The organism is Actinokineospora auranticolor (assembly GCF_002934265.1).
In the GTDB taxonomy this organism is placed as follows: domain Bacteria; phylum Actinomycetota; class Actinomycetes; order Mycobacteriales; family Pseudonocardiaceae; genus Actinokineospora; species Actinokineospora auranticolor.
This window is the reverse complement of sequence record NZ_PTIX01000015.1, coordinates 152,885-179,043: the sequence shown is the minus strand read 5'-3', so window position 1 is coordinate 179,043 and position 26,159 is coordinate 152,885. Positions and strand designations below refer to the sequence as shown.

The window sequence follows — 26,159 nt, the reverse complement described above, 5'->3', positions numbered from 1 at the left end:
AACGCCTGCCACTGCTCGTCAGTCAGCTCATGCCTGCGCACCACGACACAAGATCAAACCACGTCCGGCCCACCCGCTTTGAGGACGGGCCCTAGCGAAGGAGTCCCCCATGCGGTCCCTGCCCCGCGCCGCCGTGGCGCTGGTGCTCGTCGTGGGTGGTGGCGTCCCCCTGGCCACCTCCGCGGCGAGTTCCCCGCCCGGTCCCGGTTTCGCCATGGTCGAGGAGCGGGTCTACGTCGAGACCGGCGTCGACACCGACAACAACGGGCGCCCCGACCGGGTCGCCATCGACATCTCGCGGCCCGCCGGGGCCGCGAGGGTTCCCGTGGTGTTCGAGCACAGCCCGTACGCCAAGGGGTTGAACACCGCCGCCAACCACAGCGTGACCGTGGACCGGTTGCCGCAGGAGGGGTTGTTCCCGGCGGCCCTAGCCGCGACTGGTCCGGTGGCGCGGCCGGTGCCGGACCTGCCGGACTGGTACGACGACTACTTCGTGCCGCGCGGCTACGCGGTGGTCATGGGGCACAGCATCGGCACGGGCGACTCCGACGGCTGCCCCACCACCGGCGACCGCAACGAGACCCTCGGTGCCACGGCGGTCATCGACTGGCTCAACGGGCGCGCGAAGGGTTACAACCGGTCAGGGGCCGAGGTGCGGGCGACATGGAGCACCGGCAACGTCGGCATGATCGGCATCTCCTACAACGGCACGCTGCCCAACGCCGCCGCGGTGTCCGGTGTGGCCGGGCTCAAGGCGATCGTGCCGATCGCGGCGATTTCCCGCTGGTACGACTACTACCGCGCCAACGGCCTGGTCGTGGCGCCCGGCGGCTACCAGGGTGAGGACGCCGACGTGCTGGCCAAGGCCGTGGTCGCCAACTCCGCCAGGTGCTCGGCCCAGCTCGCGGCGATCGGGCGCGACCAGGACCGCACGACCGGCGACAACACCGCGTTCTGGCAGCAGCGCGACTACGTGCGCGACGCGAACAAGGTCACCGCGGGCGTGTTCGTCATCCACGGCCAGGGCGACTGGAACGTCAAGGGCCAGCAGTACTCCCAGTGGTGGGAGGCGTTGAAGGCCAACAACGTCCCCCGCAAGATCTGGCTGCACCGCGGCGGCCACGGCGCACCGTCGCGTTCGGACTACCAGGCGGCCGTCGGGCGCTGGTTCGACTACCACCTCAAGGGGATCGACAACGGCGTCATGACCGAGCCGAAGGCCGACGTCCAGTTCGCGGACGGCACCTGGCAGCGCTACGCCGACTGGCCGGACCCCGCCGCGCGCGACACCGCCTACCGGCTGGGCGCCACCTCCGCCACCGCGCCCGGCACGCTCGCCTCGACCGGCGCGGGCGAGGTCAAGCAGACCTTCACCGACCGCGGCCGCACGACCACCGCGGCCACCCTCGTCGCGGGCCCGGACACCGCGAACACCGGCAGACTCGTCTACCGGAGCGCGGCGTTGACCAAGGCGACCAAGCTGTCCGGTGTGCCGAGGGTGACCCTGCGGGTGGCGGTGGAGAACCGCAAGGCCGCCAACCTCACCGCCCTGCTGGTCGACTACAGCGGCACCACCCCGACCATCGTCACGCGGGGCTGGATCGACCCGCAGAACCGGGCGGGTGACACCGCGGGCCGGCCGGTGGTGCCGGGCCAGGAGTACGACCTGACCTTCGCCCTGCAACCCAAGGACCACGTGTTCGCGACGGGCCACCGCATCGGCCTGGTGGTCATCTCGACCGACTACGACTACACCCTCCGCCCCACGGCGGGCACCACGTTGCGGCTGTCCCCGGCGCAGAGTTCGCTGACCCTGCCCCTCAGCTGAGACTCGGCGGGCCGGGGCGAGCCCCGCCCCGGCCCGCCGAACGGCTACGCGCCGTCGTGCACGACGCTCCAGGTCACCCGCGCGTCGCACGGCGCGTGTTTCGGGGTGAGTGTGATCGTCGGGTACACCGTGCCCGTGAAGACGAACCGGGCGTACAGGCTGCCCACGACCCGTGGCCGCAGTGTGACCTGGGATTTCCGGTTGTCCGATGCCTGGGTGCCCTCGGGGGTGCGATGGACACGACGACCTCGTCGCAGGTCCCGGTCAGCACGATCCTGCCGGTGAGCGTGGCCATTTCGGGGAAGTCGACGGGCGGCGGGTCGACCAGTCGCACCGCGGTGCTCTCGGTGCCGGTGAAGTTCCAGGTGAGGTCGCGGACGCGTTTCCCATCGACGTCCCGCTCCTCGGAGAACACCGGGTCCGTGCCCCATGCCCGCAACTTCGTACCCGGGTCCGCCGCGAGCGACATGGTCGGGCTCGACGTGGCGGGACCGGCCGTGGTCGTGCTCAGCGGCACGCCGGTGGTCGGCGCGACGCCGCCGAGGCCGCGGTCGTCCGGTCCGCCGCTGACGGTGACCACGGTCGCGATCACACCCGCGAGGCAAGCCCACGCCGCGGCGATGGACCGGCGGTGGACGCGGGCAGGCGCCGCTTCCGCCAGCAGCACGTCCACGCGATCGAGCACGGCTCGCTGCTCCGCCGGCGTGTCCACGGGCAGCGTCGGCACGGGCACGTACTCGGGCTCGGCGGTCGTCTCGTGGTCGAGGCGTTCGACGAGTTCCAGGCGCCGCGCGCGCAGCCGGGCGATCAGGTGTTCGGCCTCGGCGGCGCGGTGGCGCGTGGTCCAGTTGCGCGCGTGCCCGCGAGAGCTGCTCCTCGGCCGTCCGAGCGGCGGCGTCGGCCGAATCCACCCGTTCCCGCAGTACGTCGAGTTCGGCGGTGACCCCGCGGCAGGTGCTGTGGAGTCGGGTGATCGCCACCGTGTGGGCTATTCGCAGGCGATGCCGTCCTTGTCGTTGTCGAGTCCGTAGACGTCGCTGCCGATGACCCGGATCGGGCCGGACACGTAGGCGGGGCCGTTGCCGCTGCCGCCCGCGCAGTCGACATCGGACGCGATGGGGACACAACCGCTGTAGTTGGGGTTGCACGTGGACGCGGCCGTGGTGGTGGTGACCGGTTTCGGCGCGGGAGGGCGCGTGGTCGTGTGCGGCGCGGGTTGGGTGGTCTTGGTCGCCGGCTTCTGCGCCGGTTGCGCGGGTGCGACCGTGGTCGGGGCGGCCGGGAGTTCGGTGGTGAGGAGCGGTGCGGCCGGGGCCACGGTCGCCGTCGTTGTTGTGGTGGTCGTTGTCGTCGAAGTCGTCGTGGTTGTTGTGGTTGTTGTGGTCGTGGCAGGAGTGCGTGTGGTCTCCGCCGCGGTGTTCTTGGCGTCGTCGTTGTTGGTGGCGACCGCGATGACGAAAACCGCGCCGACCACCGCCGCCGCGATCCCCAGCGGGCGCTTCGAGCGCTTCGGCGCTGCGGCGACCTCGATCGGCACCACGGCGGGCTCGACCGGGACGACACGGGTCGGCTCACCCGCCACGGCCGGTTCCGCGGGCGGGTGCAGCCGGGAGGTCGGCGCCGAGCCGGCACCGCCGACCGGCGGGACCTGCGGGGACGGCCGCTCGTCGTCCGAGCGGCGCGGCAGGCGGAGGCTGATCTGCAGGCCCCGGGCGTCCTCCCGCTGGATCACCGCCCGGCAGCCGGGCACGCCGCCGCGCGCGGTGATCTCGTCGATCAGCGGGCCGTAGCGCCGCGACATCGCGGCGGTCAGGCCGCCGACGCGGGAACCGTCCAGCCGGACCTCGATGGCTCGCTCGCCGCGCCGCTTTCCCGCCTGGATGACGCTCCAGGCCAGCTCGACGCGAACCCGGCGCTGGCGCCCCGGCGCGACGTCGTAGCGGCGGAGCGCGGGCTGGTGGTGTTCCTCGCCGGTGACGGTGACCGCCACTTCAGCGACCAACATCGTCAGGTCAGGCATGGGTCAGGACTCCCGGGACGCACAGTAGGTTTCCTGTGCATCGGCGCGGCGGCCCGCCCGTTACCGCCATGATCCGCGCGGCTACCGTCCTGGCGTGGCCAACACGGACTGGGACGGAACGACCCTCGGCGGCTCGCTGCGGGAAGTCCACCTCGCGGAGCGCGACCGGCTCGCCTCGGCCGCCCGCGACGGGGAGTGGGCCACCGTGCTGGGGATGATCGAGAGGTCCCCGAGCCTGGTCAACGCCTGGAGACCGGGCGGGAACAGCTGGTTCACCCCCGTGCACCAGGCGGCCTGGCTGGGGGCGTCCCCGGAGGTCGTGCGCCGGATGGTGGCCCGCGGGCCCTGGCTCACCCTGCGGACGGCCGCGGGTGACCGGGCGCTGGACATCGCGCTGCGCCGGGGGAACGCGCACCTGGCGGGTCTGCTCACGCCGGTGATCCGGCACCCGCTGCGCACCGGTGTGCTGGGCGGGCACCTCCACGACCTGATCCGCGAGCGCGCCGACCACCTGGTGCGCGAGCACCGGTTGCGGCTGCCGGAGCTGGAGGTGCTCACCGAACTCGAGAAGCCGGACATGTTCTTCCCGGTTCCGGGCATGTACGGCGGGTTCGGGTACCGACTGGAGGGCGAGGGCCTCGTCGTGCGGAGCTTCTGCCGGGTGGTCGGCGGTTCCGGGCAGACCCACCGGATCACCACCGCCGGGTGCGTGCTCGTCGAGGACGGGTGGGGCTGATCGCCGGCGTGTCCGGGCCGGTCCGGCTCGTGGCCGGGATAATGGTGGTGTGCCATCCGAGGGGGAGCGGTGACTGACGAGGAACTGCTGGTGGAGGTCGTCCTGACCCGCCTGGACCACCCCCACCTGCCACTGGAGGAGATCGTCGCCCTCGTCGTGCGGCGGATGGACGAGGACGTGGTGCTGGGCCTCGCCGCCCGCGCCCTGGCCAGCCGCGACGAGCTGCGGGCCGCGGTGTTCCCCGCCGCGGTGGAGCAGGTGATGCGGGTCGTTCTCACGCTGCGCGGACGCGTCGACTAGGTGGTGGGCGAGGGGGGCTCCGGCGCGCTGGGCGGGCGCGCCGGAGCCGGGATCAGACGGTCACGGCCGTCCTGGTGTCCTCGTGCCGGGCCGGGGGCTTGGGCTTGGTGAAGTTCAGCGCGACGAACACCGTGATCACGATGCCCGCCGCGGCGACCAGGATCGCGGTGGTGAGGCCGTCGGTGATGGCGGCGGGGAGCGCGTCGCCGGTGGCGCCGTCCTCGGCGGTGTTGGCGATGGCCACCAGGACGGCCAGACCGAGCGCGCCGCCGATCTGCTGGCTGGTCGAGGCCATGCCCGAGCCGACGCCCTGTTCGGCAGGCGCCACGTCGGCGGTGGCGGCGCCGAACATCACGGTGTAGCCGGTGCCCTGGCCCAGCCCCAGGACCAGCATGCCGGGCACCAGCACCCAGTACGGGTCGCCGGGATGCATGGTCAACGCCGTGACGACCGTGCCGACCGCGCCGACGACCAGGCTGCCGACCATCGTGGCCCGCGGACCGAACCGGGTGGCCAGCCTGCCGCCGACCATCGCGCCGGTGAAGATGGCCACCATCGGGACGAGGTAGGCCAAGCCGGTCTCCAGCGCGTTGTAGCCCTGCACGCCCTGGAAGAACACGGTCAGGAAGTACAGCAGGGTGCCCATGGTCGCCATGTACAGGAACGTGACACCCATGCCGGTACCGAGGTTGCGGTCGCGCAACAGCCGCAGCGGCATCAGCGGGTCGGCGCCGCGCTTCTCGACCACGACGAAGGCGGCGAGCAGCACGACGCCCGCGATCGCGCTGATCACCGTGACCGGCGCCAGCCAGCCCGACTCCGGGCCCTGCACCAGGGCGATGACCACCGCGGTGATGCCGACCGTGGACGTGAGCGCCCCCGCCAGGTCGAACGAGCGGCCACCGACAGCGTTCGTGTCGGGGGCGGTCAACGGGAAGGCGAGCAGCAGCGCGAGCGCGGCGAGCGGGACGTTGACGTAGAACACGGCCTCCCAGCCGAACGCCTGCGTCAGGACGCCGCCGAGCAGCGAGCCCAGGATCATCCCGGAGCCGCCCGCGGCGCCCCAGACGGAGAACGCCCGGTTGCGCTCGGCGCCCTCGGCGAAGCCGGTGGAGACCAGCGTCAGCGTGGCGGGGAACAGGAACGCGCCGCCGACGCCCTGCAGGGCGCGGCCCAGGATCAGCACGGCCGAGTTCGGGGCCAAGCCGCCGATGAGCGAGGACACGCCGTAGAGCGCCAGGCCGGTGACGAACATCCGGCGCGGGCCGAACAGGTCGCAGGCCCGGCCGCCGAGCAGCAGGAAGCCGCCGAAGGTGACCGCGTAGGCGCTGATCACCCACTGCAGGGTCTGCTGGGTGAAGCCCAGGCCCGTGCCGATCTCCGGCAGGGCCACGTAGACGATGTTGTAGTCGATGGAGATGATCAGCTGGGCGAAGGCGAGCAGGGCCAGGGTCAGGCCCGCGCGGCGGCGCCGGGGGGCGCGGTCGAGGGCGCCCGCGGCCGTGGACGTCATGGTGGAACCTCTCTGGGACCGGGAAAGCGCGATGCCACACGCGGCTCGTCGAGCCGCCCGCGGGGTTTCGCTGACGAACCGATCCTGGCGGGGGCGCGCTCCCCCGGCCATCGACACCGGAATACCTTGTCAGGTGGCCGAAAGTCCGTCAGGTCACCCGCACAGTCCACAGTGGATCAATAGTGGGGGAGCGGTCGGGACGGTCCCGAGTTGACAGACTTCCGCCGCCGGCTGGCGCGCGCCCCACCCGACGACGAGCATCGACCCCGTACACGGCAGACAGCAGGCGGACCGGAGGCGTCCGCGGCACACCGCCAGGGAGCGACCGGACATGACCAGACTCGCCATCGTCTACTACTCGGCCACCGGCAACATCCACAAACTCGCCGTCGCCGCCGCGGCGGCGGGGGAGGCGGCGGGCGCCGAGGTCCGCCTGCGCCGCGCCGCCGAGATCACCACCGAGCCGCTGGCCCCGAACTTCCCCGCCTGGACCGAGGCCAACGCCGAGCACGCCGCCACCGCCCGCGACGACGTCGACGAGGCCACCACCGACGACCTCTACTGGGCCGACGCGGTGCTGTGGGGCACCCCCGGCCGCTACGGCCTGCTCGCCGGACCGCTCAAGCACTTCATCGACCGGACCTTCGAGCTGCACGCCCGCCGCGGCCTGGCGAACAAGGTGATGTCCTCGTTCACCTCCACCGGCACCCCGCACGGCGGCCAGGAGAGCACCATCCTGTCGCTCAACAACGTCTTCTACCACTGGGGCGCGATCATCGTCGCGCCCGGCGTGCTCGACGACGTGCTCCTGCGCCCGAGCAACGGCAACCCCTACGGCGTCAGCGCCACCTCGGGCCTGCAAGCCGTCCCGGGCGGTCTCGCGCTCAACGTCACCGACGACAACCTCCTCGCGATCGGGTTCCAGACCCGCCGCGTGATCGAGATCGCTGCGGCCATCAAGGCCGGGCTCACCACGTCCGTCTAGCGCCCACGAGATGGGCCACATGGCGGACGTGAACCTGGGCGACCTCGTCAGCGAGGGCGTCTCCCCGTGGCTCGACGGCCTCGACCGGCGCTGGATCGACTCCGGCTGGTTCGCGGGCGCCGTCGGCCCCAAAAGCCTGCACGGGGCGACCACCACGGTAACCGCGCTCATCGACTCGCTCACCACCACCGACGGCCCCGACCCGCACGCCCGCCCGCTGCACCGGCTGCTCGACCAGGGAGCCGACCCCGACACGGCCGCCGAAGCACTCGCCGCGGCCGTCGCCCGCGCGGCGGCTGACGCCCTGCGCGAGGTCCACCTCCACTCCGGCGGCCAAGACGGGCACGTCTCCGTCGACATCCCCGCCACCGCCGCGGGCCACGCGCGGACCGCCGAGGTGGCGGGCATGCGCGCGGCGGCCCTGCTGCGCCGCCCCAACACGATGGTCGCACTGCCTGCCACCCCCGCGGGCCTGGCGGCGACCCGCCGCTGCCTGGCCCGCGGGATAGGCGTGCACGCCACCGACGTGTACTCCACCACCCGCTACCGGCAGGTGGTCGAGGCCTACTTCGACGGCCTGACCGCGGCCCGGACCGCGGGCCTGGACCTGTCGACCATCCCCTCGCTGGTCGGCGTCCCGATCGGCCGCCTCGACGAGGCCGTCGACACCCGGCTCCGCGCGCGGCCCGCGGCCCCGCTGCCGGGATCCGCGGGCCTGGCCACCGCGCGGCTGCTCTACCACGAGTACGAGCGGTCACTGGGCGGCGACCGCTGGCGGGCCCTGCACGCGGCCGGGGCCCGCAAGCAGCGGCTGCTGTGGCACACCGCCCCCGGCGCCGTGGGCCGCGTGGTCGGCTGGGGCACGGCCACCGCCCTGCCCCGAACCGCCCTGGACACACCGGGGGAGTTGTTCGGCGACACCCTGCTCGGCGAGCACACCACCGCCCAGGCCGTACTCGACGAACTGCGCGGAACCGGAGTGGACCCGGACGCCATCGCCCGGCAACTGGAGCGGGAGGCCGCACACCGCGCCACCCGCGACTGGCACCGACTGATCCGGCTGCTCCACGACCGGCTCACCAACCCCACACCGACGCACCCGCGGTTGACGACCCCAGTACATTCGGACGTCAGTCGCCCGCGCGAAGGGGAACCGCGGGCCTGACGCACTGAGGGCGTGGGGCGTGGTTGAGGGGCATTCCGCCGTCGATTCCGCCGTGCTGGCGATGCTGGAACTGCTGTCCGGCACCGCCCAACCACACGAATACGACACCGCGATCACCCACGCCGTCACCCAGGGCGCCGACCCCGCCGTGCTCCACCACGCCAAACGGGTCGCGCTCGACGTCGCCGAACAACTGACCCGCCACCGCCACCGCGAAGCCGACTTCACCGCACTCGTCGACACCGCCCGCGAGTTCACCATCGCCACCGACGTCGACACCCTGCTCAAAATGATCACCCGCCGCACCCGCCTGCTCCTCGGCGTCGACATGGCCTACATCAGCCTCCCCGACGGCGACTCGATCCACATCCGCACCGCCGACGGACACACCTCCGTGCTCAGCGTCGGCCTGCGACTCCCCGGCGCGGGCGGCGTCGGCAACGAGGTCCTGCTCAACGCGGCCCCGTTCTGGACTGCCGACTACCTCAACGACCCACGCATCCACCACAGCCCCGCCATCGACGAGGTCGTCGAGGCCGAGGGCCTGCGCACCGTCATGGCCGTCCCCCTGTTCTCGCGGAACACACCCTTCGGCGCCCTCTACGCCGCCTCCCGCACCGTCCGCCGGTTCACCACCGACGAGGTCTCGCTGATGAGCAGCCTCGGCGACCTCGCGGGCGTCGCCATCGAACGCGCCCAACTCCAAGAACACTCCGACGACGTCATCACGCGGCTACGCGAACACCAAACCACCGCCGACACCGCCGCGGCCACCATCCGCGAGTTCACCGCCACCCACGCCAGGATGCTCGAACTGGTCATCGACGGAGCCGACCTCACCACCGTGCTCACCGAGGCCCACCACCACCTCGGCGGCAGCCTCCGCCTGACCACCACCGACTCCCGGATCCTCGTCTCCATCGGCGAACTCCCCGACGACGACCCCGACGCCCTCACCGCCGCCATGATCACCGCCCACACCGGACGCACACCCACCCGCGCACCCGACGGCCTGTGGACCATGCCCCTGCACGCGGGCAACCGACACCTCGGCGCACTGCTCCTGCGCCCCGACCACGAACCCGGCGAACACGAACGCGGCCTGATCCAAGTCGCCGCCCACGCCGCCACCACCTACCTCCTACTCGACAACCACGCGGACGCCTCCGACGACCGGCTCCGCGACGAACTGCTCGACGACCTCCTCGCCCAACCCCAACGCCCACCACACCAGATCCTCAAACGCGCCCTGCGGATGGGCATCGACCTGACCAACCCGCACACGGTCGTCCTCGTCCGCCCCGAAGGCGACGCGCTGGGCAAGGTATCGATCTGGGCCTCGGCCTACAGCCACCGACGCGGAGGCATGAAAACCCTGCACCACGACCGCGTCGTCCTGCTCATCCCCGGCGACGACGCCGACACCGCCGCGCGCGCCGTCCACGACAGCGTGTCGGCGTCGGTGCGAGAACCGACGACCGTCGCCGCCTCGAACCCCGTCACCGACGCCGCCGCGATCCTGCCCGCCCACCACGAGGCCACCCGCTGCCTGACGACCATGACCGCGCTCGGCATGGCAGGCCGCGCGTCCTCCACCGCACAACTGGGCTTCCTCGGCATCCTGCTGTCCGACCACCACGACGTCGACGGCTTCGTACACGCCACCATCGGCCCCGTCCTCGACTACGACCGACTCCGCGACACCGAACTGACCCGCACCCTCGAGGCCTACTTCGCCGAAAGCGGCAGCCCCACCCACGCCGCCAAGAAACTCCACGTCCACGCCAACACCGTCGCCCGACGACTCGAACGCATCACCGAACTCCTCGGCCCCGACTGGCAACACCCCACCCAGGCCCTCGAGGTACAGCTCGCACTACGCCTGAACCGCGTCCGCGCCCCCGACGATCAACCCGCGTAGCTCAACACCGCCTCGCTCAGCGCCGCCACCGCGTGCGCGACCGAAACGAGCGTGACGTGCCGATGCCAACCGTCATACGAACGACCAACGTAATCACGAACACCCAACCCGTCGGTCAACCGCCCGAAATCACCGTCGACCAGACCGACCAACCGCGACAACGACACCAACGCGGCGGGACCCGCCGTCACCAGATCACTCAACCAGTACTCGGGCTGAGCGCCACGCCCGACCCAATGCCCGACCAGCACGAACTCACAGGTGCCCCCAGGCAACCGCACCACCACCGCGGCCGCGGTGTGCTCGGCCGACCGCGCCCCGGGAACACGAACCGGCCTGCGCAGATGCCGCACCCCCGCCACCAGGTGCCTCGCGGCCACCTCACCGGCCCCGCCCCCCACCCGCACCAACCGCGTCGCCGACCCGACCCGCAACAGCACCGGCACACCCGCCGCCCGGAAACGACGCACGACAGCCGCCACACTCGCCGAACGAGCATCGAACACAACCGGACGCGACGGCAGACCCCAAGCCCCCGCGACCTCCAGCGACGCCGACACCGCGCAGCCCTCCACCGTCTCCGCGCCCGCCTCCTCCGGGATGGCCGCCCGGGAACGCCTGTCCCGGTCGTCAAGCCACACCCGCGGCAGATGCAACCGCCAACTCACCGGACCACACCCCGCCTCCGACGCCGCCCAAACCCCCACCGCGTACTGCGCGTTGCGCAGCTGACCGACCCCCCGATCCACACCGACCGAATGCTCACCCGCCTTCGGAATGACCATCGGCCGAACAACCCAAGCCCGCACAGGGACAACCCCGGCGACATACCGCGCCAAGACAGCCCGCACCGGCCGCCAATCCCACGTCGACTCACTGACGAAATGGTGCAACCCCTGCTCACTCACCGCCCCACCACTGACCGCCGCCAACTTCCGAACCGACTTACGCCCCTCCGCACACAACAACCCCCGCACATACACCGCCGCCTTGACCCGCTGGTCGACCCGCGGCAGACAACCGAAAAGCTCACCACACAACTCCGCGAACAACGCGTCGTCCACCGGCGCCCCGCGCGGACGCCTCGGATGAGTGGTCACAGGTGCCCCCTCTGCCTAGGACAGCCACCGCGGCCGACCTGTGGAAGTGGTGACAACACTGGCCACAGCGAGAGCAGCTGCCCAGGTGCGGCAGACACCGACCTCGACGACCCGGTGGTGGCCCAGCCACCACCCCCGGCAGCCAGGACCCCGCGGGATCGAGCCGGGGGAGAGTCAGGTGGTGGCCGGACCACCACCGGACCGCCCCCGAAAGCCCGCCTGGCCAGAATCGACCGGGGCCACCTCACCTGCCCGCCCCCGTGAGCGGGAAGAACGTCGCCCGCATCCACAGGTGACCAGACCACCACCCCCGTCCACCGCACTACATTCGGCGGCGACGGCAACCTCAACGCCGATCAAACCGACACCAGGACCGGAGAAGCACCAGACATGCACTACCTGATCCGCCCACCCGAAAGGACGTCATGGCGGATGGCCACACCCGACGTGGAGCACCTGCTCCACAGGCTGTGGCCGGACGCGGAGATCACACTCAAGCCCGTGGGGCCGCGGATGACGCTGACCTGGAATGTGGAACTCGACGACTCACGCTGGTTCGACGGCTCCCTGTCGACCAGCGGCATCTGCCTCTCCGCCGCCCGCAACCACCCGCACCTCGCCCGCCTGGCGTTCCACGCCAAGCGGGAACTCGCACCCGAACAGCCCCTGACCCTGTTCGACGAGTCACTCGACTTCGCGCTCCCGCTGGAAGGACTGACCGAGGAAGAGATCCTCGCCGCCCTGGCAGGCGACTAGACCCGGGGCCGACCCACCCCACCAGCAGCGGGGGAGTACCCCCCAAAACCTCACTCAGTCCGGAAACGCGACACCAAAGCGTTCAACCGCGCCGACAACAACGACAGATCACGCGCCGCCGAGCGGGTGTCGCCCGCACCCTCCGCCACCGAATCCGCCACCGCCGCCACCTCCGCGATGTGCGTCGAGATGTCCGACGAACCCGACGCCGCGGCGGCCAGGTTCCGGTTCATCTCACCCGTCGTCGCCTCCTGCTCCTCCACCGCCGACGCGATCGTCAACTGGTGCTGGTTGATCTCCCCGATGATCCCGTTGATCTCCGCGATCGCCGCCACCGCCGCACCCGTGTCCGCCTGGATCGCCTCCACCCGACGCGAGATGTCCTCCGTCGCCTTCGCCGTCTCCTGCGCCAAGTCCTTCACCTCACCCGCCACCACCGCGAAACCCTTACCCGCGTCACCCGCCCGCGCCGCCTCGATCGTGGCGTTCAACGCCAACAGGTTCGTCTGCTCCGCGATCGCCGTGATCGCCTTCACCACCGCGCCGATCTCCGAACTCGACACCCCCAACCGGCTCACCGTCTCCGCCGTGCCCGCCGCCGCCGTCACCGCCTGCTCCACGACCCGCACCGCCTTGCCCGCCGACTGCGCGATCGCCGACACCGCCACACTCATCTCCTGCGAACCCGACGCCACCGACTGCACATTCGTCGTCACCGACGCCGCCGACTCCGCCACCTCACCCGTCCGCGCCCGACCCGAATCCGCGTCCTTCGCCATCCGACCACTCGTCGACGCCACCCGACCCGCCGCCGTCCGCAACTCACCCGCCGACTGCCCGATCTCCGCCAACGCCGACCCCACACTGTCCAACGCGTCGTTCAACGACCCGGCCATCCGAGCGACCTCGTCCCCACCCGACACCCGCACCCGCGCCGTCAAATCACCCCGCGACAACCCCAGCAGCACCTCCGACACCGCCCCCAACTGCCGCACGATCCGCCGCGTCACCACCACACCCAACGCCACCGCCGCCAACAACGCCAACCCCAACACCACCAACGTCCACAACTCACCCGAGGACCGCACCGAATCCGCGTCCGCCCGCTGCGCCGCGCTCTCCGCGTCCCGCCGCGCCTCCAACCCGTCCAACTCCGCCACGGCCTGCTTGATCTCCGGCTGCACCCGCTTGGTGTACGCCTCCCACCAGCCCGCCGAGTCCCCCGCCTCCGCCGCCGGGAGCAGCAGCTTCCCGTACAGGTCGCGCACCTGACCCCACTGCAGCGTGAACTCCGCCAGATCCGTCGAATTGCCCGCCAACGCGTTGTACTTCGCCGTCGCCGCGTCCAACTCGGCCTCGTCCTCGGTGATCGCCTTCGCCCACGCCGCCCGATCCCCGGGCAGGGCCGCCACGTGCGCCATCAGGTCCATCCGGACCTTGATCTCCTGCTGGTGCACCAGCGACTCCTGCAACCCCGCCGCCACACCCCGCTCGTACAGCACATCCGACGTCGCACCCATGTTGTCCAGCGCCACGCGCGTCATCACCGTCGCGGCCACGATGCCCACCGACGCCACCGCCAACACGGAGAAGATCTTCGCGCGCACCGAGCGGTCGTCCAGCAACCCCATGACCCATGCCCCATTCCCTGTCGCGACGGCGTGATCCACTCATCGACCGCACCACGGGGGACATGAGCGTTCCCTAGTCCTCACCAGCCAACTCGGCCAGCAACCGGTACGTGCGGTTGCTCGCCGCCGCCGCGCGCCGCTGCTCACCGGTCGCGTCGATGTAGTTCTGGCTGGTGTTCAGGCTCGCGTGCCCCAGCAGCACCATGATCTCCACCGCGTTCGCACCGTCCTCGGCCAACCGCGTGGCGAAAGTGTGGCGCAACGCGTGCAGATTCGCGCCCGCAGGCACCCGGTCGTGCATCCCCGCCGCCCGAAAGCACGCCTTCACCAGATAATCCAACGCTCCGCGACCGATCCCCGCCCCATCACCACCCAGCACCAGGGGAGACTCGTCCGAGAACCGCGCCGCGGGGAACCGCGCCTCGCACGACGCCAGGTACGCCTCGATCACCCGCTCCAACGGCACCTCGATCGGGATCGACCGCTCCCGGTTGGCCTTCCCGTGCACGAACAGTCGCCGCTCACCGGGCCTGCCCACCACCGACGACCGCCGCAACGCCCGGATCTCCGACGCCCGCAACCCCGCCACCAGCCCGAGCGCGAGCACCAGCAGGTCCCGCTCCGACCACGGCGCCCGGGCCTTGCGGGCACCACCGGCGACCGCGGACAGCAGCTGCTCCGGCGTACCCTCGCCGCGCAGCGGCTTGGGGGAGAGGGGAGCGGGTCGGGGGCGGCCGATCGCGCCCATCGGGTTGCCCGCCACCAGGCCGTCGGCCACGCAGAACTGGAAGAACTGGTTCCACGTCGACCAGGCCCGCGCCACCGAGCTCTTCGCGTGCGTGTCGGCGAACAACCCGAACGCCTCCCGCAACACCTGGGCCGTCACGTCGTCGGCCAACACCCGCCCGACGTCGCCGACCCCGACCACCTGGGCGATCAACCGACTCACCCCGGCCAGATCCCGCCGATAAGCCGCCGTCGTATGCGGCGAGTCCTTCCGGGACCGCCGAGCCAGAAAGAACGCGTCCTGCGCTTCGACCAACCTCACCAGGTGTACATACCTGATCACCCCGACAGTCCGCGCACCGGCTGGATCATGGATAACCGCAATTATGCATCAAACAGACGTTCGAGAGCCAGGAGGTCACCGCCGGGGACCAGACCACCCGCCGACGAGTTCGCGCAGACGCGACACCGTCGCACGGCCCGGTTCGCCCGGTGCCCGGCTACGTGACGGCCAGGCGCTGATGGACGTCCACAGGCGCCCAGACGGGCCACTGGAGGCTGTCAGGGCCACATCTCGTCACACACCGGTAAAACGTCACGGTGACGCATAGTTGAGCACCTTCCGGGTGCCGACCTGCGGGTTGACGGGAGTTCGATAATCGACATTATGTCAAGTAGCGTCCGGAGGGCCGTCCCACGCGCCTCCCCAACGGCTCCCCGTCAGGCGTCCGAAGCCGCCGATTCGAGAACCGCGCCAGCTGGAGCGTCCCTCTCGTCACTCACGAGCCCCGCCGCCCGTCCCGGCGATCACGATCAAGATGTTCGCCGCAGCGCGTCTGTGCCATGCGATCACGCGCCGATCGGCGCGGGCATTGCGTGATCGCTCGCTGGTCGCCATCAGTCGACGGCACGGCCAGTACTGCGCGAGCAGGACGGACGCCGGCCGCTTCTACCTCAGCCATGGCCACCACCCGGACCTACCCAGGCGCGCAGCACAAACCTGTGCGGGAGAAAGCGACGCAGAGTGCGAACGCCGAGGTTCGACCCGTCAACCCGGACGCCGACCACCACCACGCGCCACCGCTCGTACCGCCGCGGAACGGCAGGTCGCCGCTCAAGCCTTGATTGCGGAGAGGGAGAAGCACCCTCACAAGCACATAGAACTCGGTACAAGCCGAGCATTCGGCTGAGCAGGCGGCGAGGTGGCAACGGGTCACTCTGCTCCGTGGCTACTGCGAGGCGTTGGAGCGTCGAATCGGCGAAGCCCCGCGTGATGACGAGGGTCTCGACGGTGCCCGGGCTTGGTTGGCCTGGGCGCATGAGTACGTCGCTGGCGCGGATCCTTTGAAGGATCTGCCTGTTATACCGGACGTTCCGGAGTTGGCGGGGGCGGATCTTGAGCCCTTCCTCGGCGGCTGGAGTCCGTACGGGCCGGAAACCGGCCAGTCGCGCTGGCGGTGATACGGATGGCGACTTGGCGTTGACTCCCCCGCCGCTCGCGTTGTCGTTTGAGTGCGATGTCTCCGGGTGGAGTTCGTCCCGGGTGAGCCGGTGGGGTGACGGTGGTCGGTGGGCTGCGACCTGGGCTCGGACCGTGTTCGCGCCCGGATGGTCCGTCTCGGCGAGGTGCGGCAGCGGGCGCCAATTGTGTGCGGCCGTCCATTGAGGACCGATAGGTTGGCTCGAGGTCACTTGAGGATGGTCCGTGATGGAGGGTGTGTCGGTGGCGAGGGAGACGTCCGCGCAGGTGGTCGAAGCCGTGTCGGTGGCGGCGCGCGGTGTGGTCAACGGTCGGGTGGTCGGTGTGGATCGGCTGCGCGGCGGGTCGAAGAAGGGTGTGTACCGGGTTCGGTTCGATGGCGGGTCGAGTGTGGTGGTGTACCGGTGGGCCGCTGAGGAGAACTTCTGGCCGGAGGTCGCCGAGGTCGACGTCTTCGCGGACGCGAGTGGGATGGACCTGTTCCTGGCGGCGGGGCGGGTTCTGGACGAGGTCGGGGTGCGGACGCCTCGGGTGTTGGCCGTCGGGGTGGATGTGGTGGTTGTCGAGGACGTTTCGGGTGGGACGTTGGAGTCGGTGCTCGGGACGGATCGGGCGCGGGTGGCGCTGGGTGACCTGGCGCGGTTCTTGGGGGCGATGCGTGGTCGCCGCTCCCCCGGGTTCGGTCGTGTGGATCGGCCGTTGATCACGGGTTCGTCGTGTGAGCGGGTGGTGTTCGACCGGGCTGTGCGGGATTTGGCGGAGGCGGCGGGGCGTGATGGCCGGGTCGAGCGGGCTCACGATGATCTTCGCGAGCTGGTGGTCGCGCTGCGGGAGCGGGTGGCGCCGCGTGCCGAGTACGGGTTGATCCACGGTGAGTTGGGGCCGGATCACGTGTTGGTGGGCGCTGATGGTGGGGCGGTGTTGATCGACGTCGAGGGGTTGATGTTCTTCGATGTCGAGTGGGAGCACGTGTTCCTGCGGTTGCGGTTCGGTCCGCACTACGCGCCGCTGGCGTGCAGCGACCTGGATGGGGCTCGGTTGGACTTCTACGGGTTGGCGATGCGGTTGTCGTTGGTGGCGGGGCCGTTGCGGTTGTTGGATGGGGATTTCCCGGATCGGGAGTTCATGGTGCGGGTTGTGGAGCGGAATCTGGGTGAGGCGTTGGCGCTACTCCCCTGACTTGTGGACGGTGGTGGTGTCGATGTCGGCGGGGGTGCCGTGGGTGTCGGTGGGGTGCAGCCGCGGGAGTGGTTGGCCGTGGTGGTCGATGAGGGTGGAGTGGGGTTCGTCGGGGGTGTAGGCGTGGCGTTCTCCCCATTGGCGGAGGGCGACGATGACGGTGAAGAGGTCGCGCCCGGTGGGGGTGAGTGTGTAGATCTGGCGTTTGCCGGTGGGGGCGGTGTGGCGGTGGAGGATGCCTCGGTCGATCAGGCGGTGGAGTCGGTCGGTGAGGATGTTGCGGGCGATGCCGGTGCGTTGTTGGAAGTCGGTGAAGGTTCGGGCGTTGTCCATGGCGTCGCGGATGATGAGGAGGGTCCAGCGGTCGCCGATGAGGTCGAGGGCGCGGGCGACGGGGCAGGTGGGGTCGGTCCAGGTGGTGGTCACCGCGCCTCCCGAAGAGTTGCTGTTTGAAACCATTCTGCCCTACCGTCGAATCAGTTGCAAAATGCTACTGATCGTGGGTGTGGATGGGCACGTGGAGGCTGGTGTTCGCCGCGGTGTGCGCGGTCGCGGTCGCGGGGATCTACGCGGCCCAGCCGCTACTCCCCCTCGTCGGCGCCGACCTGGGCGTGGCGCGGGCCCACCTGGGGTGGGTGGTGGCGGCCGGGCAGGTGGGTTACCTGGTCGGGTTGGTCGTGCTGGTGCCGTTGGGCGACGTGGTCGACCGGCGGGTGCTGCTGGTGGGCCACCTGGGGATGACGGCGGTCGGCGCGCTGGTGGTGGCGTCGGCGGCGCGGGCGTGGGTGTTGTTCGGGGGCCTGGTGGTCGTGGGTCTGTTCGCGGTGGTGGTGCAGACCGCGGTGGCCTACGCGGCGTCGTTGTCCGCGCCCGGGGAGCGGGGCCGCACCCTGGGTGTGGTGACCTCGGGTGTGGTGATCGGCATCCTGGGGGCGCGTGTCGTGGCGGGTGCGGTGGCCGGGGTGTGGGGTTGGCGCGGTGTGTACGTGGTGTTGGCGGTGCTGCTGGTGGCGTTGGCGGCGGTGGTGTGGCGGGTGTTGCCGCCGGATCCCCGGGTGGGTCGTGACGGGTACCGGCGGGTGTTGGTGTCGTTGGGTGGGTTGTTCGGTGAGCGCCTGTTCGTCTCGCGTGGGCTGATCGCGTTTTTCCTGTTCGCGTCGTTCGGCGCGTTGTGGGGCGGGTTGGCGTTGCCGTTGGCGGGGGCGCCGTGGTGGTTGAGTCCGGCGCAGATCGGGCTGTTCGGTGTGGCCGGGTTGGCGGGCGCTGTGGGCGCGGCGAGGTCGGGTCGGTGGGCGGACGGCGGGTTGGCGGGCGCGGTCACCGGTGGTGGGTTGGTGGTGCTGGTCGTGTCGTGGTGGGCGATCGGGCAGGTGTCGTTGTGGTGGTTGGTCGTCGGCGTGGTGGTGTTGGATTTCGCGGTGCAGGTGGTGCACGTGAGCAACCAGCACCTGTTGACCGCGGCGCATCCGGAGCGCACCAGCAGCGTCGTGGGCGGGTACATGGTGTTCTACTCGCTGGGTTCGGCGCTGGGCGCGGCCGCGACGACCGCGGCGTTCGACGCCACCGGGTGGGTGGGGTCGAACGCGTTGGGCGCGGGGTTCGCGGTGTGCGGGCTGGTGGTGTGGGTGTGGGCTCGCCGGGTCGCGCTGTAGGCGCGCTCAAGGGGGCGGGGCGCGCCGGTGGTCGGTGTGTGTGGTGCGTGCCTAGGGTCGCGGGAGGACCTGGGAGGGTGGCACGTGGACGCTGCGGCGGTGGTGGAGTCGGCGCGGGTTCCCGCCGCGGTGCGGGTGGCGCGGGTGTTGCTCGCGGTGGTGGCGGCGAGTCACCTGGGGATGGTGTCGGTGTTGTGGGCGAACCGGGGCTCGGTGGCGGGGTCCGAGGTGGTGTCGGGTTCGGTGTTCCACGGTTTCCTGGTGTTGCTGTGCGCGGTGTTGGTGTGGCGGTTGGCGTCGGGGCGCGCGTGGACGCGGCGGATGACGTCGATGTCGCAGGTGGTGTCGGCGGTGGCGATGGTGGTGACGTGGTCGTCGTCGGGGATGTTCCACGGGGTGATCCCGGCGTTGGACGTGGTGCAGCTGGTGGTGGTGGCGTTGTTGTGGGTGCCGCGTTCGGCGCGGGCGTTCTTCTCCCCCGGCGGGTGAGCCTGTTCAGGCGATGAGCCAGCCGGAGGCGGCGGGCGCGGGGGCGCGGGTGACCGGTCGGGTGGTGGGGATGATGGTGATCTCCTCGTGCAGCCGGGTGAGTTGCAGGCCGGTGAGGACGGGTCCGGTGGCCAGGACGCGGAAGGCGCGGCCGCGGCGGTGGCAGGCGCGGTGCGCGCGGAGGAGGACGGCGGCGCTGGCCCAGCTGAGGAAGGTGACGGCGGTGAGGTCGGCGGTGACGCGGGTGGTGTCGTCGGCGGCGGTGCAGGCGCGCATGAGGTGGTCGTGCCAGGGGGCTTCGGTGGCCAGGTCGATGTGACCCGACGCGGTGATGGTGACCGCGTGGGTGCCGCGGTGGACGCTGAGGTTGAGCTCGCGTCGGGGGTGCGGTGTCGTCGGCCGGGCGAAGCTCGGTGCCACGGGTATCCCACGCCTTTCGTCGGTGTGCGGTCTGCTACTCCCCCTGATCCGCGGTGGCGGGCCAAAGGTTGCCGGGTGTGTTCGGATTCGGCGAAAAATCGGGGCGATCTCGGGGCGCGGTGCCTACCCTCGGGGGCATGCGCGAGTTGTCCGGTCTGCCGAAGGCGCATCTGCACGTCCATTTGGAGAGTGCGGTGCGGTTCTCGACGCTGGTCGAGATCGGCGGGCCGGGCGGGTCACCCGGTCGGTTCTCGGGGTTCAGGGAGTTCGCGGACTGGAACTCCGGTGTGCGGGGGTGTTTGCGGCGGGCGGAGGATTTCCGGCGGGTCGCGGTGGAGTTCTGCGCGGATGAGGCGGCGGCGGGTGTGGGCTACGCGGAGGTGACGTTCACGGCGGCGTCGCACGGTGAGCGCGTGGGCGATCCGGAGATGCCGTTGGTGGCGGTGCTCGACGGGTTGGCCGAGGGGCGGCGGCGCCACGGGGTGGAGTTCGGTGTGCTGCTGGACCATTCGCGGCGTCGGTCGGTGGAGCGGATGCGCCGCACGGTCGAGTTGGCGGTGAAGTTCGCCGACCGGGGTGTGGTGGGTGTGGGTGTGGCCGGTGACGAGGCCTATGGGTTGGCGCCGTTCGCGGGGGTGTTGCGGGAGGCCCGGGAGGCGGGGTTGCGGTTGGTGCACCACGCGGGTGAGTCGGCGGGCGCGGTGAGCGTGCGGGAGGCGGTGGAGGTCGGGTTGGCCGACCGGGTGGGGCACGGGTTCCGGGCGGTGGAGGACCCGGAGGTGGTGGCGTTGTTGCGCGACCGCGGTGTGCCGTTGGAGGTGTGCGTGTCGTCGAACGTGGCGTTGGGGTTGGTGGGTTCGGTGGCGGAGCACCCGGTGCGGCGGTTGGTGGCGGCGGGTGTGGTGGTGACGGTGAACACCGATGTGCCGAACGTGACGGGTCGGTCGTTGGCCGCGGAGTACGGGGTGTGGCGGTCGGGGTTGGGGTGTGACGACGTGGCGTTGGCGGGTTTGGCGCGGGCGTCGGTGGAGTCGTCCTTCGCTTCGGAGGGGACGAAGGCAGCGTTGTTGGCCGGGATCGGCCGCTGGTTGGGGTGAGGTGGTGTCCCCGGCGCCCGGGTGGTGTCGGGGTGGCCGCTCCCTCGGCGCCGGTGGTCGCCCGTTGGTACTGGGGAGGGGTTGTGGTGACGAAGAACGAGACGAGTGCGTTGCGGCACGTGGCGGCCGGTGAGGTGTTGTTCCACTCGGGCCTGTGGGGTGTGCCGATGGGGTTCCTGTGGGCTGGTGGCGATGGTTTGTCGGCGGGTCGGTTGCCGCAGTGGGCGGCGGACGCGGTGGTGGTGCTGGAGCGTCGGGGTTTGGTGGCGATCCGGGCCGTCGCGGGTGCGCGTGACGCGGCGGTGCGGGTGACCGAGGCCGGGATGCGCCAGTTGGGTGGTGTCGGCGCGCGGTAGGTCCGGGTGTGGTGTGGGGTCGTGGCCGTGCTGGTCGCGACCCCACCGGGCCGTGCCCGGCGGTGCCGGGGCGTTCGTACTGGTGCGGCGGCGCGGGCGAGGCGGGGTGTGGATGTGCCGAGCGGTGAGCACCGGCGGAGTGGCCGGGGGTGATCACGCGGGTTATTCGCCGGTGGTGCCGTCGAGGAGTTCGCGGAGGATGTCGAGGTGGCCGATGTGGCGGGCGGTTTCCTGGACGACGTGGGCGATGATCCAGCGCAGGGTGTAGCGGTCGTCGGCGCGGGCGGGTGAGTCGGGGGTCAGGCCCGCGATGGCCTTGTCGACGGTGTCCCACTCGTCGCGGTAGGCGGCGAGGACGGTGCTGGGCAGGTCGTCGCCGGTGACGCGCCATTCGGCGTGGACGTCGGTGGGGTCCCACAGCAGCGGGTGGTCGGTGCCGCCCGCGGTGCGGGTGAGCCAGTAGCGCTCGACGGCGGTGAGGTGTTTGACGATCCCGAGGACGCTCATCAGCGGTGAGGTGGCCAGGGGTGTCTCGGTGGCCTGGTCCGGGGTGAGGCCGGTGGCCTTGGTGACCGCGGTGACGCGCAGGAAGGTCAGGAACTCGAGCCCGAGGCGCAGTTCGTCCCGGGCGTCGTTGCGCGGCCAGCGGCGGTCCAGTTCCGGGGTGGTTCCGGTGGCGGACATGGGTCTTGAGTTTACGGCATGGGGGCGCCGATCGCGTCCTGGTAGAAGGTGTCGAGGTCGGCGTCGGGGGCGCCGGGGGTGGTGCCCGTGAGGTGGGCGGCGAGGGCGCGGATGCCGGTGTGCCAGCGGACGAGCGCGGCGACGACGTGGGGTTCGGCGAGTCCGGTGTGGCGCAGGCGCAGGCGGGCGCCACCGGGTCCGGGGTCGAGGGTGACGTCGATGGTGGTGCCGTCGGCGGGGTGGGCGACGGTGGTGGCGCCGGTCGTGGTGGCGGGGGTGTCGAGGAGGTCGGCGAGCAGGGGGGTGACGGTGTCGGCGGGCGCGGTGAGCAGGCGTTCGAAGCGGACGTGCCAGGTGCCGTCGGGTTGGGGTTCGGCGGTGCCGCGCAGCAGGTCGAAGCGGGCGGCGTAGTGCTCGTGGGCGGCGGCCCGGTCGTGGGCGCGGGCGGGGGTGCCGTCGAGGGTGTCGGCGAGTGCGGCCAGGCAGCTGTCCCAGCCCGCGGCGAAGGAGGCGGCGGCGGGGCGGTCGTCGAAGTGGTGGGTGAGGACGAGTCGGGTGCCGGTGCCGGTGGGGGTCAGGGTGAGGTCGAGGAGTTCGCCCTCCCAGGTGAAGGCGAGGCGGCGGGGCGGGTCGTAGGTGGTGATGGTGCCGGTTCCGCCGTCGGTGCCGTCGGCGAAGGTGAAGGTGATGGCCGCGCCGGGGGCGCGGTCGCCGGTGAGGGCGGCGGGGAACCAGTGGGTGAGGTGTTCGGGTTCGGTGATGGCGCGCCAGACGCGGTCGGGTGGGTGGCGCAGGGTCCGTTCGAAGCGCAGGACGTTGCGTCCGGCGTCGGTGTGGAGGGTGGCGTCCATACCGCCGAACTTATCGACCACGGAATATGCCCGTCAAGGCATGTACTGGTGTGGCGGGTGGGGCGTTCACGGCCCGGCGAACGCGGACGAACACCCCGGCGCGGCAGAGGTCGAGCCCGTCGACGAGGACGAGGGCGGGGTCGACGGGTCCGTCGGTCAGGGTTCGGTGACGCGGAACTCGTGGGCCAGGCCCGGGTCGGTGGCCGCCATCAGGGCGTGGGCCTCGGTCTCGACGGCGCGGCGGGCGCGGGCGGTCAGGGTGCCGAAGGGTTCGACGGTGACGGTGGCGGCGCGTTTGCCGCGGTCGAGTGACCACATGGCCTCGACGGTGCCGTCGAGGAGGACCGTGGGGCGGACGATGCCGTTGCCGGTGCCCATGACGACGGTGGCGCGGTGCCGGTCGGGGATGACGTGGTCGCGGACGGCGTGGGAGAGGATGAGGTTGTCGAACCCGGCGACGAGCCGGACCGGCGCGGGGGTGTCGGGGTCGGGGCGCGGCGCGTCGGGCAGGTCGTAGAGGGCGCGGCCGTCCTCGTCGTGGAAGGCGCGCAGGTCGAGGCGGTCGAAGACCTCGCGCAGGCCGGTGAGTCCGGACCAGGTCTGGGCGTCGGCGGGGCTCGCGGGCCCGAACGCGGCGAGGTAGCGGACCGCCAGGTCCTCGACGGTGGACGCCGGGGCGGGCGTCTGCCCCAGCCAGGTGGCGGCGGGGGTGTGGCGGGCCTGCCCGGAGCGGCCCCACAGCCCGCGCGGGGTGACCTGGACGAGGGGGACGCGGGTGCGCACGAGGGCGGCGAGGCGGTCCTGGTCGAGGTCGGGCCAGCGGAGGGCGAGAGCGCGGCCGAGTTCGGCGAAGGTCATGGGGGTCTCGGCGAGCAGCCGCTCCCCCGCCTCGGCGATGGCGTCCTGGTCGACGCCCTCGAAGGCGCGGCCGTGGCCGCCGCGGAAGGCGCGGTCCAGGCCGGGTTGCAGCACCGATCGCAGCGGGAGGCAGTCACGGGCGGTGACCAGGTGGATGGTGGAGCGCATCAGGGCGATCCGCACGACGGCGCGGTCGGCGAGCAGGTCGGACAGGTCGGTGAAGGCGAAGTCGCGCAGCCGCGACCACAGGCCGGTGTAGGGCGGGTGGGGTGCCTGGGCCTGGAGACCGACGAGGTGCTCGACGGCGTCGAGGACGCCCATGGGGGCGCGTTCGAGCAGCAGCTGGCGGGCGAGCAGGGCGCGGTTGCGGGCGCGGCGGGTCAGCACGTCGGTCACAGGCGTGGAGCCTAGGCCCTGTTGCGGACAGGATCCGTCCGCAACGGGTGTCAGACTGGGGTCATGGTGGAGACCTCGGCACGGTTGTTGCGGCTGCTGTCGCTGCTGCAGACCCGGCGGGACTGGTCCGGGGCGGACCTGTCCGAGAAGTTGGGCGTCACCGACCGCACCGTGCGCCGCGACGTGGAGAAGCTGCGGTCGCTGGGCTACCCGGTGCACGCCTCCACCGGCGTCACCGGCGGCTACCGGCTCGGCGCGGGCGCGGCGTTGCCGCCGCTGCTGCTCGACGACGAGGAGGCCGTCGCGGTCGCGGTGGGGCTGCGCAGCGCGGCGGGCGGCGGCGTGGTGGGGATCGAGGAGACGTCGGTGCGGGCGCTGGCGAAGCTGGAGCAGGTGCTGCCCGCGCGGCTGCGCAACCGGGTCAACGCGCTGCAGTCGGTGGTGGTGCCGTTGCGCGGCGAGGGCCCGATGGTGGACCCGGAGCACCTGTCGGTGATCGCCGGGGCGTGCCGGGACCGGCAGACGCTGCGGTTCGACTACCGGGGCCGCGACGGCGCCGAGACACCCCGGCGGGTGGAGCCGTCGCGGCTGGTGCACACGGGGCGCCGCTGGTACCTGGTGGCGTTCGACCTCGACCGCGACGACTGGCGCACCTTCCGCGTCGACCGGCTCGTCCCCCGCGCCCCGGTGGGTCCGCGGTTCCCGCCGCGGGAGCCGCCGTCGGAGGACATGGCCGCCTACGCCTCCTACGGCCTGTCCAACGGCGCCTACCGCTACCAGGGCGTGATCGTGCTGCACATGTCGGCCGAGCGGGCCGCCGAGCAGGTCAGCCCGACCGCCGGGGTACTGGAGGCCATCGACGAGGACAGGTGCCTGCTGCGCACCGGCGGCAACAACCTCGACGCGATGGGCATGTGGCTGGCGCTGCTGGGCTGCGACTTCGAGGTCCGCTCCCCGCCGGAGCTCATCGACCGGATGACCGCGGTGGCCCACCGGCTGACCCACGCGGCGTCGAAGGGGATCACTACCCCTTCACCTGGGTGACACGCGCGCAGTACTCGTTCGGCGGTACCGGCCGTGAGAGTCTGGTGCGGATGCCGACGACGCCTCCCCCGCTGCCCGCCACCGCCTGCGCGGCGCGCTCGCGGGCACTCGACGAGCCCTTCGCGGGCACCGCCGCCACCGCGGTCACCTGGCTGTGCGTGGAACAACCCGGCCCGTGGGGGCGCGACGCGCTCGCCCAGAGCCACCTCGACTCCGGCCTGGCCGCGGAGCTGACCGCGCGCGCCGCCGGGACCGGGGTGCGGGTGGTGCTGATCCGGCGGCCGGGCCCGCACCCGGACCGGCACCGGCCCGCGCCCCGGAGGGTGTACCTGGCGCACACCGCGCCGGGGCGCGCGTTCCTGCGGCGGGAGGTGTTCACCGACCCCAAGCACCTGCTGGACCTGGACTTCGCGGCGGTGGGCGGCGGCGCCGCGGACGGGTTCGGGGAGGTCGTGTCGTGGCCGGTGCTGCTGGTGTGCACCAACGGCCGCCGCGACGTGTGCTGCGCGGTGGCGGGGCGCCCGGTCGCGGCGGAGTTGGCGGCGACGCACGGGGAGGCCGCGTGGGAGTGCACCCACATCGGCGGGCACCGGTTCGCGCCCACGGCGCTGCTGCTGCCCACCGGCTACACCTACGGCGACCTCGACGGCGCGCGGGCGCGGGCGCTGCTGGCCGACCCGGGGGTGGTCGTCGACCGGTGCCGGGGCCGCTCCACGTGGGCGCCCGCCGGGCAGGCCGCCGAGTTGGCGGTGCGGGAGCTGACCAACACCACCCACGCCGATGTGCTGCGGGTGCGTGACCCCGAGCGCGACGAGGACGGGAACTGGCGGGTCCAGGTCGCCCACGTCGACGGGCGCGGCTGGCGGGTGACCGTGGCGGTGCGCGCGGCGGGCCCGGACCGGCCCGCCAGTTGCGGGGCGGAGCCCGGACCGGCCACCGTGCACACGGTTGTCCGCATCGACTAGAGGGAGG

The 26,159-nt window shown here is 71.9% G+C and carries 26 protein-coding genes; 15 read left to right on the top strand and 11 right to left on the bottom strand.

Annotated features, from left to right (window positions below):
- Nucleotides 1-109: 109 nt before the first annotated feature.
- Nucleotides 110-1,828: a Xaa-Pro dipeptidyl-peptidase gene (locus CLV40_RS24825; protein ID WP_104481391.1), complete on the top strand. Its 1,719-nt coding sequence runs from the start codon at nt 110-112 to the stop codon at nt 1,826-1,828.
- Nucleotides 1,829-1,872: 44 nt separating this feature from the next.
- Here CLV40_RS24825 and CLV40_RS40400 read toward each other — a convergent pair whose 3' ends face one another.
- On the bottom strand, nt 1,873-1,995 hold the full coding sequence (locus tag CLV40_RS40400) for a hypothetical protein (protein ID WP_281261688.1): 123 nt from the start codon (nt 1,993-1,995) through the stop codon (nt 1,873-1,875).
- Between the two features lie 66 nt (nt 1,996-2,061).
- Here CLV40_RS40400 and CLV40_RS24820 point away from each other — a divergent pair, with 66 nt between their 5' ends.
- Nucleotides 2,062-2,859 carry a hypothetical protein gene (locus tag CLV40_RS24820; protein ID WP_104481390.1) on the top strand — a complete coding sequence of 266 codons (798 nt, stop codon included), beginning with the start codon at nt 2,062-2,064 and terminating at the stop codon, nt 2,857-2,859.
- Here CLV40_RS24820 and CLV40_RS39085 read toward each other — a convergent pair.
- Nucleotides 2,817-3,848 (bottom strand): hypothetical protein, encoded by a 1,032-nt coding sequence (locus CLV40_RS39085; protein ID WP_219824097.1) that lies wholly within the window; start codon nt 3,846-3,848, stop codon nt 2,817-2,819. The two genes, CLV40_RS24820 and CLV40_RS39085, sit on opposite strands and share 43 nt — an antisense overlap.
- Before the next feature lie 94 nt (nt 3,849-3,942).
- Here CLV40_RS39085 and CLV40_RS24810 point away from each other — a divergent pair, with 94 nt between their 5' ends.
- Nucleotides 3,943-4,584: an ankyrin repeat domain-containing protein gene (locus CLV40_RS24810; RefSeq protein WP_219824096.1), complete on the top strand. Its 642-nt coding sequence runs from the start codon at nt 3,943-3,945 to the stop codon at nt 4,582-4,584.
- A 69-nt stretch (nt 4,585-4,653) separates the two neighbouring features.
- A complete protein-coding gene (locus CLV40_RS24805; RefSeq protein ID WP_104481389.1) occupies nt 4,654-4,884 on the top strand; it encodes a hypothetical protein in 231 nt (76 codons plus the stop codon).
- Nucleotides 4,885-4,936: 52 nt separating this feature from the next.
- On the opposite strand, the gene CLV40_RS24800 is transcribed toward CLV40_RS24805, so the two are convergent.
- On the bottom strand, nt 4,937-6,397 hold the full coding sequence (locus CLV40_RS24800) for an MFS transporter (protein ID WP_104481388.1): 1,461 nt from the start codon (nt 6,395-6,397) through the stop codon (nt 4,937-4,939).
- A 331-nt stretch (nt 6,398-6,728) separates the two neighbouring features.
- Here CLV40_RS24800 and CLV40_RS24795 point away from each other — a divergent pair, with 331 nt between their 5' ends.
- Genes CLV40_RS24795 through CLV40_RS24785 form a run of 3 tightly spaced genes read left to right on the top strand, consistent with a single transcriptional unit; the run spans nt 6,729 to nt 10,468 of the window.
- Complete coding sequence (locus CLV40_RS24795) at nt 6,729-7,382, top strand: flavodoxin family protein (protein WP_104481387.1); 654 nt, start codon at nt 6,729-6,731, stop codon at nt 7,380-7,382.
- A gap of 19 nt (nt 7,383-7,401) precedes the next feature.
- Nucleotides 7,402-8,547 (top strand): transaldolase family protein, encoded by a 1,146-nt coding sequence (locus CLV40_RS24790; protein WP_181043715.1) that lies wholly within the window; start codon nt 7,402-7,404, stop codon nt 8,545-8,547.
- Nucleotides 8,548-8,566: 19 nt separating this feature from the next.
- Entirely contained in the window at nt 8,567-10,468 is a 1,902-nt protein-coding gene (locus CLV40_RS24785; protein ID WP_146108230.1) for a helix-turn-helix domain-containing protein, read from the top strand.
- On the opposite strand, the gene CLV40_RS24780 is transcribed toward CLV40_RS24785, so the two are convergent.
- A complete protein-coding gene (locus CLV40_RS24780) occupies nt 10,456-11,532 on the bottom strand; it encodes an IS701 family transposase (RefSeq protein ID WP_104481384.1) in 1,077 nt (358 codons plus the stop codon). The genes CLV40_RS24785 and CLV40_RS24780 overlap by 13 nt on opposite strands.
- A gap of 468 nt (nt 11,533-12,000) precedes the next feature.
- Here CLV40_RS24780 and CLV40_RS24775 point away from each other — a divergent pair, with 468 nt between their 5' ends.
- Nucleotides 12,001-12,324: a hypothetical protein gene (locus CLV40_RS24775; protein WP_104481383.1), complete on the top strand. Its 324-nt coding sequence runs from the start codon at nt 12,001-12,003 to the stop codon at nt 12,322-12,324.
- Nucleotides 12,325-12,374: 50 nt separating this feature from the next.
- Here the strand turns inward: CLV40_RS24775 and CLV40_RS40395 are convergent, their stop codons facing one another.
- Together CLV40_RS40395 and CLV40_RS24765 are read right to left on the bottom strand one after the other, a co-directional pair.
- Nucleotides 12,375-13,955, bottom strand: coding sequence for a methyl-accepting chemotaxis protein (locus tag CLV40_RS40395; protein ID WP_104481382.1), 1,581 nt, complete (start codon nt 13,953-13,955; stop codon nt 12,375-12,377).
- A gap of 73 nt (nt 13,956-14,028) precedes the next feature.
- The gene (locus CLV40_RS24765) at nt 14,029-15,021 is read right to left on the bottom strand and encodes a tyrosine-type recombinase/integrase (RefSeq protein WP_104481407.1); all 993 of its coding nucleotides are present in this window, start codon (nt 15,019-15,021) and stop codon (nt 14,029-14,031) included.
- Nucleotides 15,022-16,404: 1,383 nt separating this feature from the next.
- Between CLV40_RS24765 and CLV40_RS24760 the strand changes: the two genes are divergently transcribed.
- Nucleotides 16,405-17,340, top strand: coding sequence for a phosphotransferase family protein (locus CLV40_RS24760; protein ID WP_219824095.1), 936 nt, complete (start codon nt 16,405-16,407; stop codon nt 17,338-17,340).
- Here CLV40_RS24760 and CLV40_RS24755 read toward each other — a convergent pair.
- Complete coding sequence (locus CLV40_RS24755) at nt 17,329-17,799, bottom strand: winged helix-turn-helix transcriptional regulator (RefSeq protein WP_104481381.1); 471 nt, start codon at nt 17,797-17,799, stop codon at nt 17,329-17,331. The two genes, CLV40_RS24760 and CLV40_RS24755, sit on opposite strands and share 12 nt — an antisense overlap.
- Nucleotides 17,800-17,849: 50 nt before the next feature.
- On the opposite strand from CLV40_RS24755, the gene CLV40_RS24750 reads away from it, so the two are divergent.
- Nucleotides 17,850-18,992: an MFS transporter gene (locus CLV40_RS24750; protein WP_104481380.1), complete on the top strand. Its 1,143-nt coding sequence runs from the start codon at nt 17,850-17,852 to the stop codon at nt 18,990-18,992.
- Between the two features lie 84 nt (nt 18,993-19,076).
- Nucleotides 19,077-19,481 (top strand): hypothetical protein, encoded by a 405-nt coding sequence (locus CLV40_RS24745; RefSeq protein WP_104481379.1) that lies wholly within the window; start codon nt 19,077-19,079, stop codon nt 19,479-19,481.
- Nucleotides 19,482-19,487: 6 nt separating this feature from the next.
- On the opposite strand, the gene CLV40_RS24740 is transcribed toward CLV40_RS24745, so the two are convergent.
- On the bottom strand, nt 19,488-19,901 hold the full coding sequence (locus CLV40_RS24740) for an STAS domain-containing protein (protein ID WP_181043714.1): 414 nt from the start codon (nt 19,899-19,901) through the stop codon (nt 19,488-19,490).
- 137 nt (nt 19,902-20,038) lie between these two features.
- On the opposite strand from CLV40_RS24740, the gene add reads away from it, so the two are divergent.
- Nucleotides 20,039-20,998: an adenosine deaminase gene (gene add, locus CLV40_RS24735; RefSeq protein ID WP_104481377.1), complete on the top strand. Its 960-nt coding sequence runs from the start codon at nt 20,039-20,041 to the stop codon at nt 20,996-20,998.
- Between the two features lie 86 nt (nt 20,999-21,084).
- Nucleotides 21,085-21,354: a hypothetical protein gene (locus tag CLV40_RS24730; RefSeq protein WP_104481405.1), complete on the top strand. Its 270-nt coding sequence runs from the start codon at nt 21,085-21,087 to the stop codon at nt 21,352-21,354.
- 162 nt (nt 21,355-21,516) lie between these two features.
- Here CLV40_RS24730 and CLV40_RS24725 read toward each other — a convergent pair whose 3' ends face one another.
- The 3 genes from CLV40_RS24725 to CLV40_RS24715 form a co-directional block, all read right to left on the bottom strand.
- A complete protein-coding gene (locus tag CLV40_RS24725) occupies nt 21,517-22,038 on the bottom strand; it encodes a DinB family protein (protein WP_104481376.1) in 522 nt (173 codons plus the stop codon).
- 11 nt (nt 22,039-22,049) lie between these two features.
- Nucleotides 22,050-22,889: an SRPBCC domain-containing protein gene (locus CLV40_RS24720; protein WP_104481375.1), complete on the bottom strand. Its 840-nt coding sequence runs from the start codon at nt 22,887-22,889 to the stop codon at nt 22,050-22,052.
- Nucleotides 22,890-23,045: 156 nt separating this feature from the next.
- The gene (locus CLV40_RS24715) at nt 23,046-24,143 is read right to left on the bottom strand and encodes a winged helix DNA-binding domain-containing protein (protein WP_104481374.1); all 1,098 of its coding nucleotides are present in this window, start codon (nt 24,141-24,143) and stop codon (nt 23,046-23,048) included.
- A 63-nt stretch (nt 24,144-24,206) separates the two neighbouring features.
- Between CLV40_RS24715 and CLV40_RS38305 the strand changes: the two genes are divergently transcribed.
- A complete protein-coding gene (locus CLV40_RS38305; RefSeq protein ID WP_181043713.1) occupies nt 24,207-25,187 on the top strand; it encodes a helix-turn-helix transcriptional regulator in 981 nt (326 codons plus the stop codon).
- A complete protein-coding gene (locus tag CLV40_RS24700) occupies nt 25,184-26,152 on the top strand; it encodes a ferredoxin family protein (protein WP_245931540.1) in 969 nt (322 codons plus the stop codon). The genes CLV40_RS38305 and CLV40_RS24700 overlap by 4 nt, the downstream gene beginning before the upstream one ends.
- The last annotated feature ends 7 nt before the right edge of the window (nt 26,153-26,159 follow it).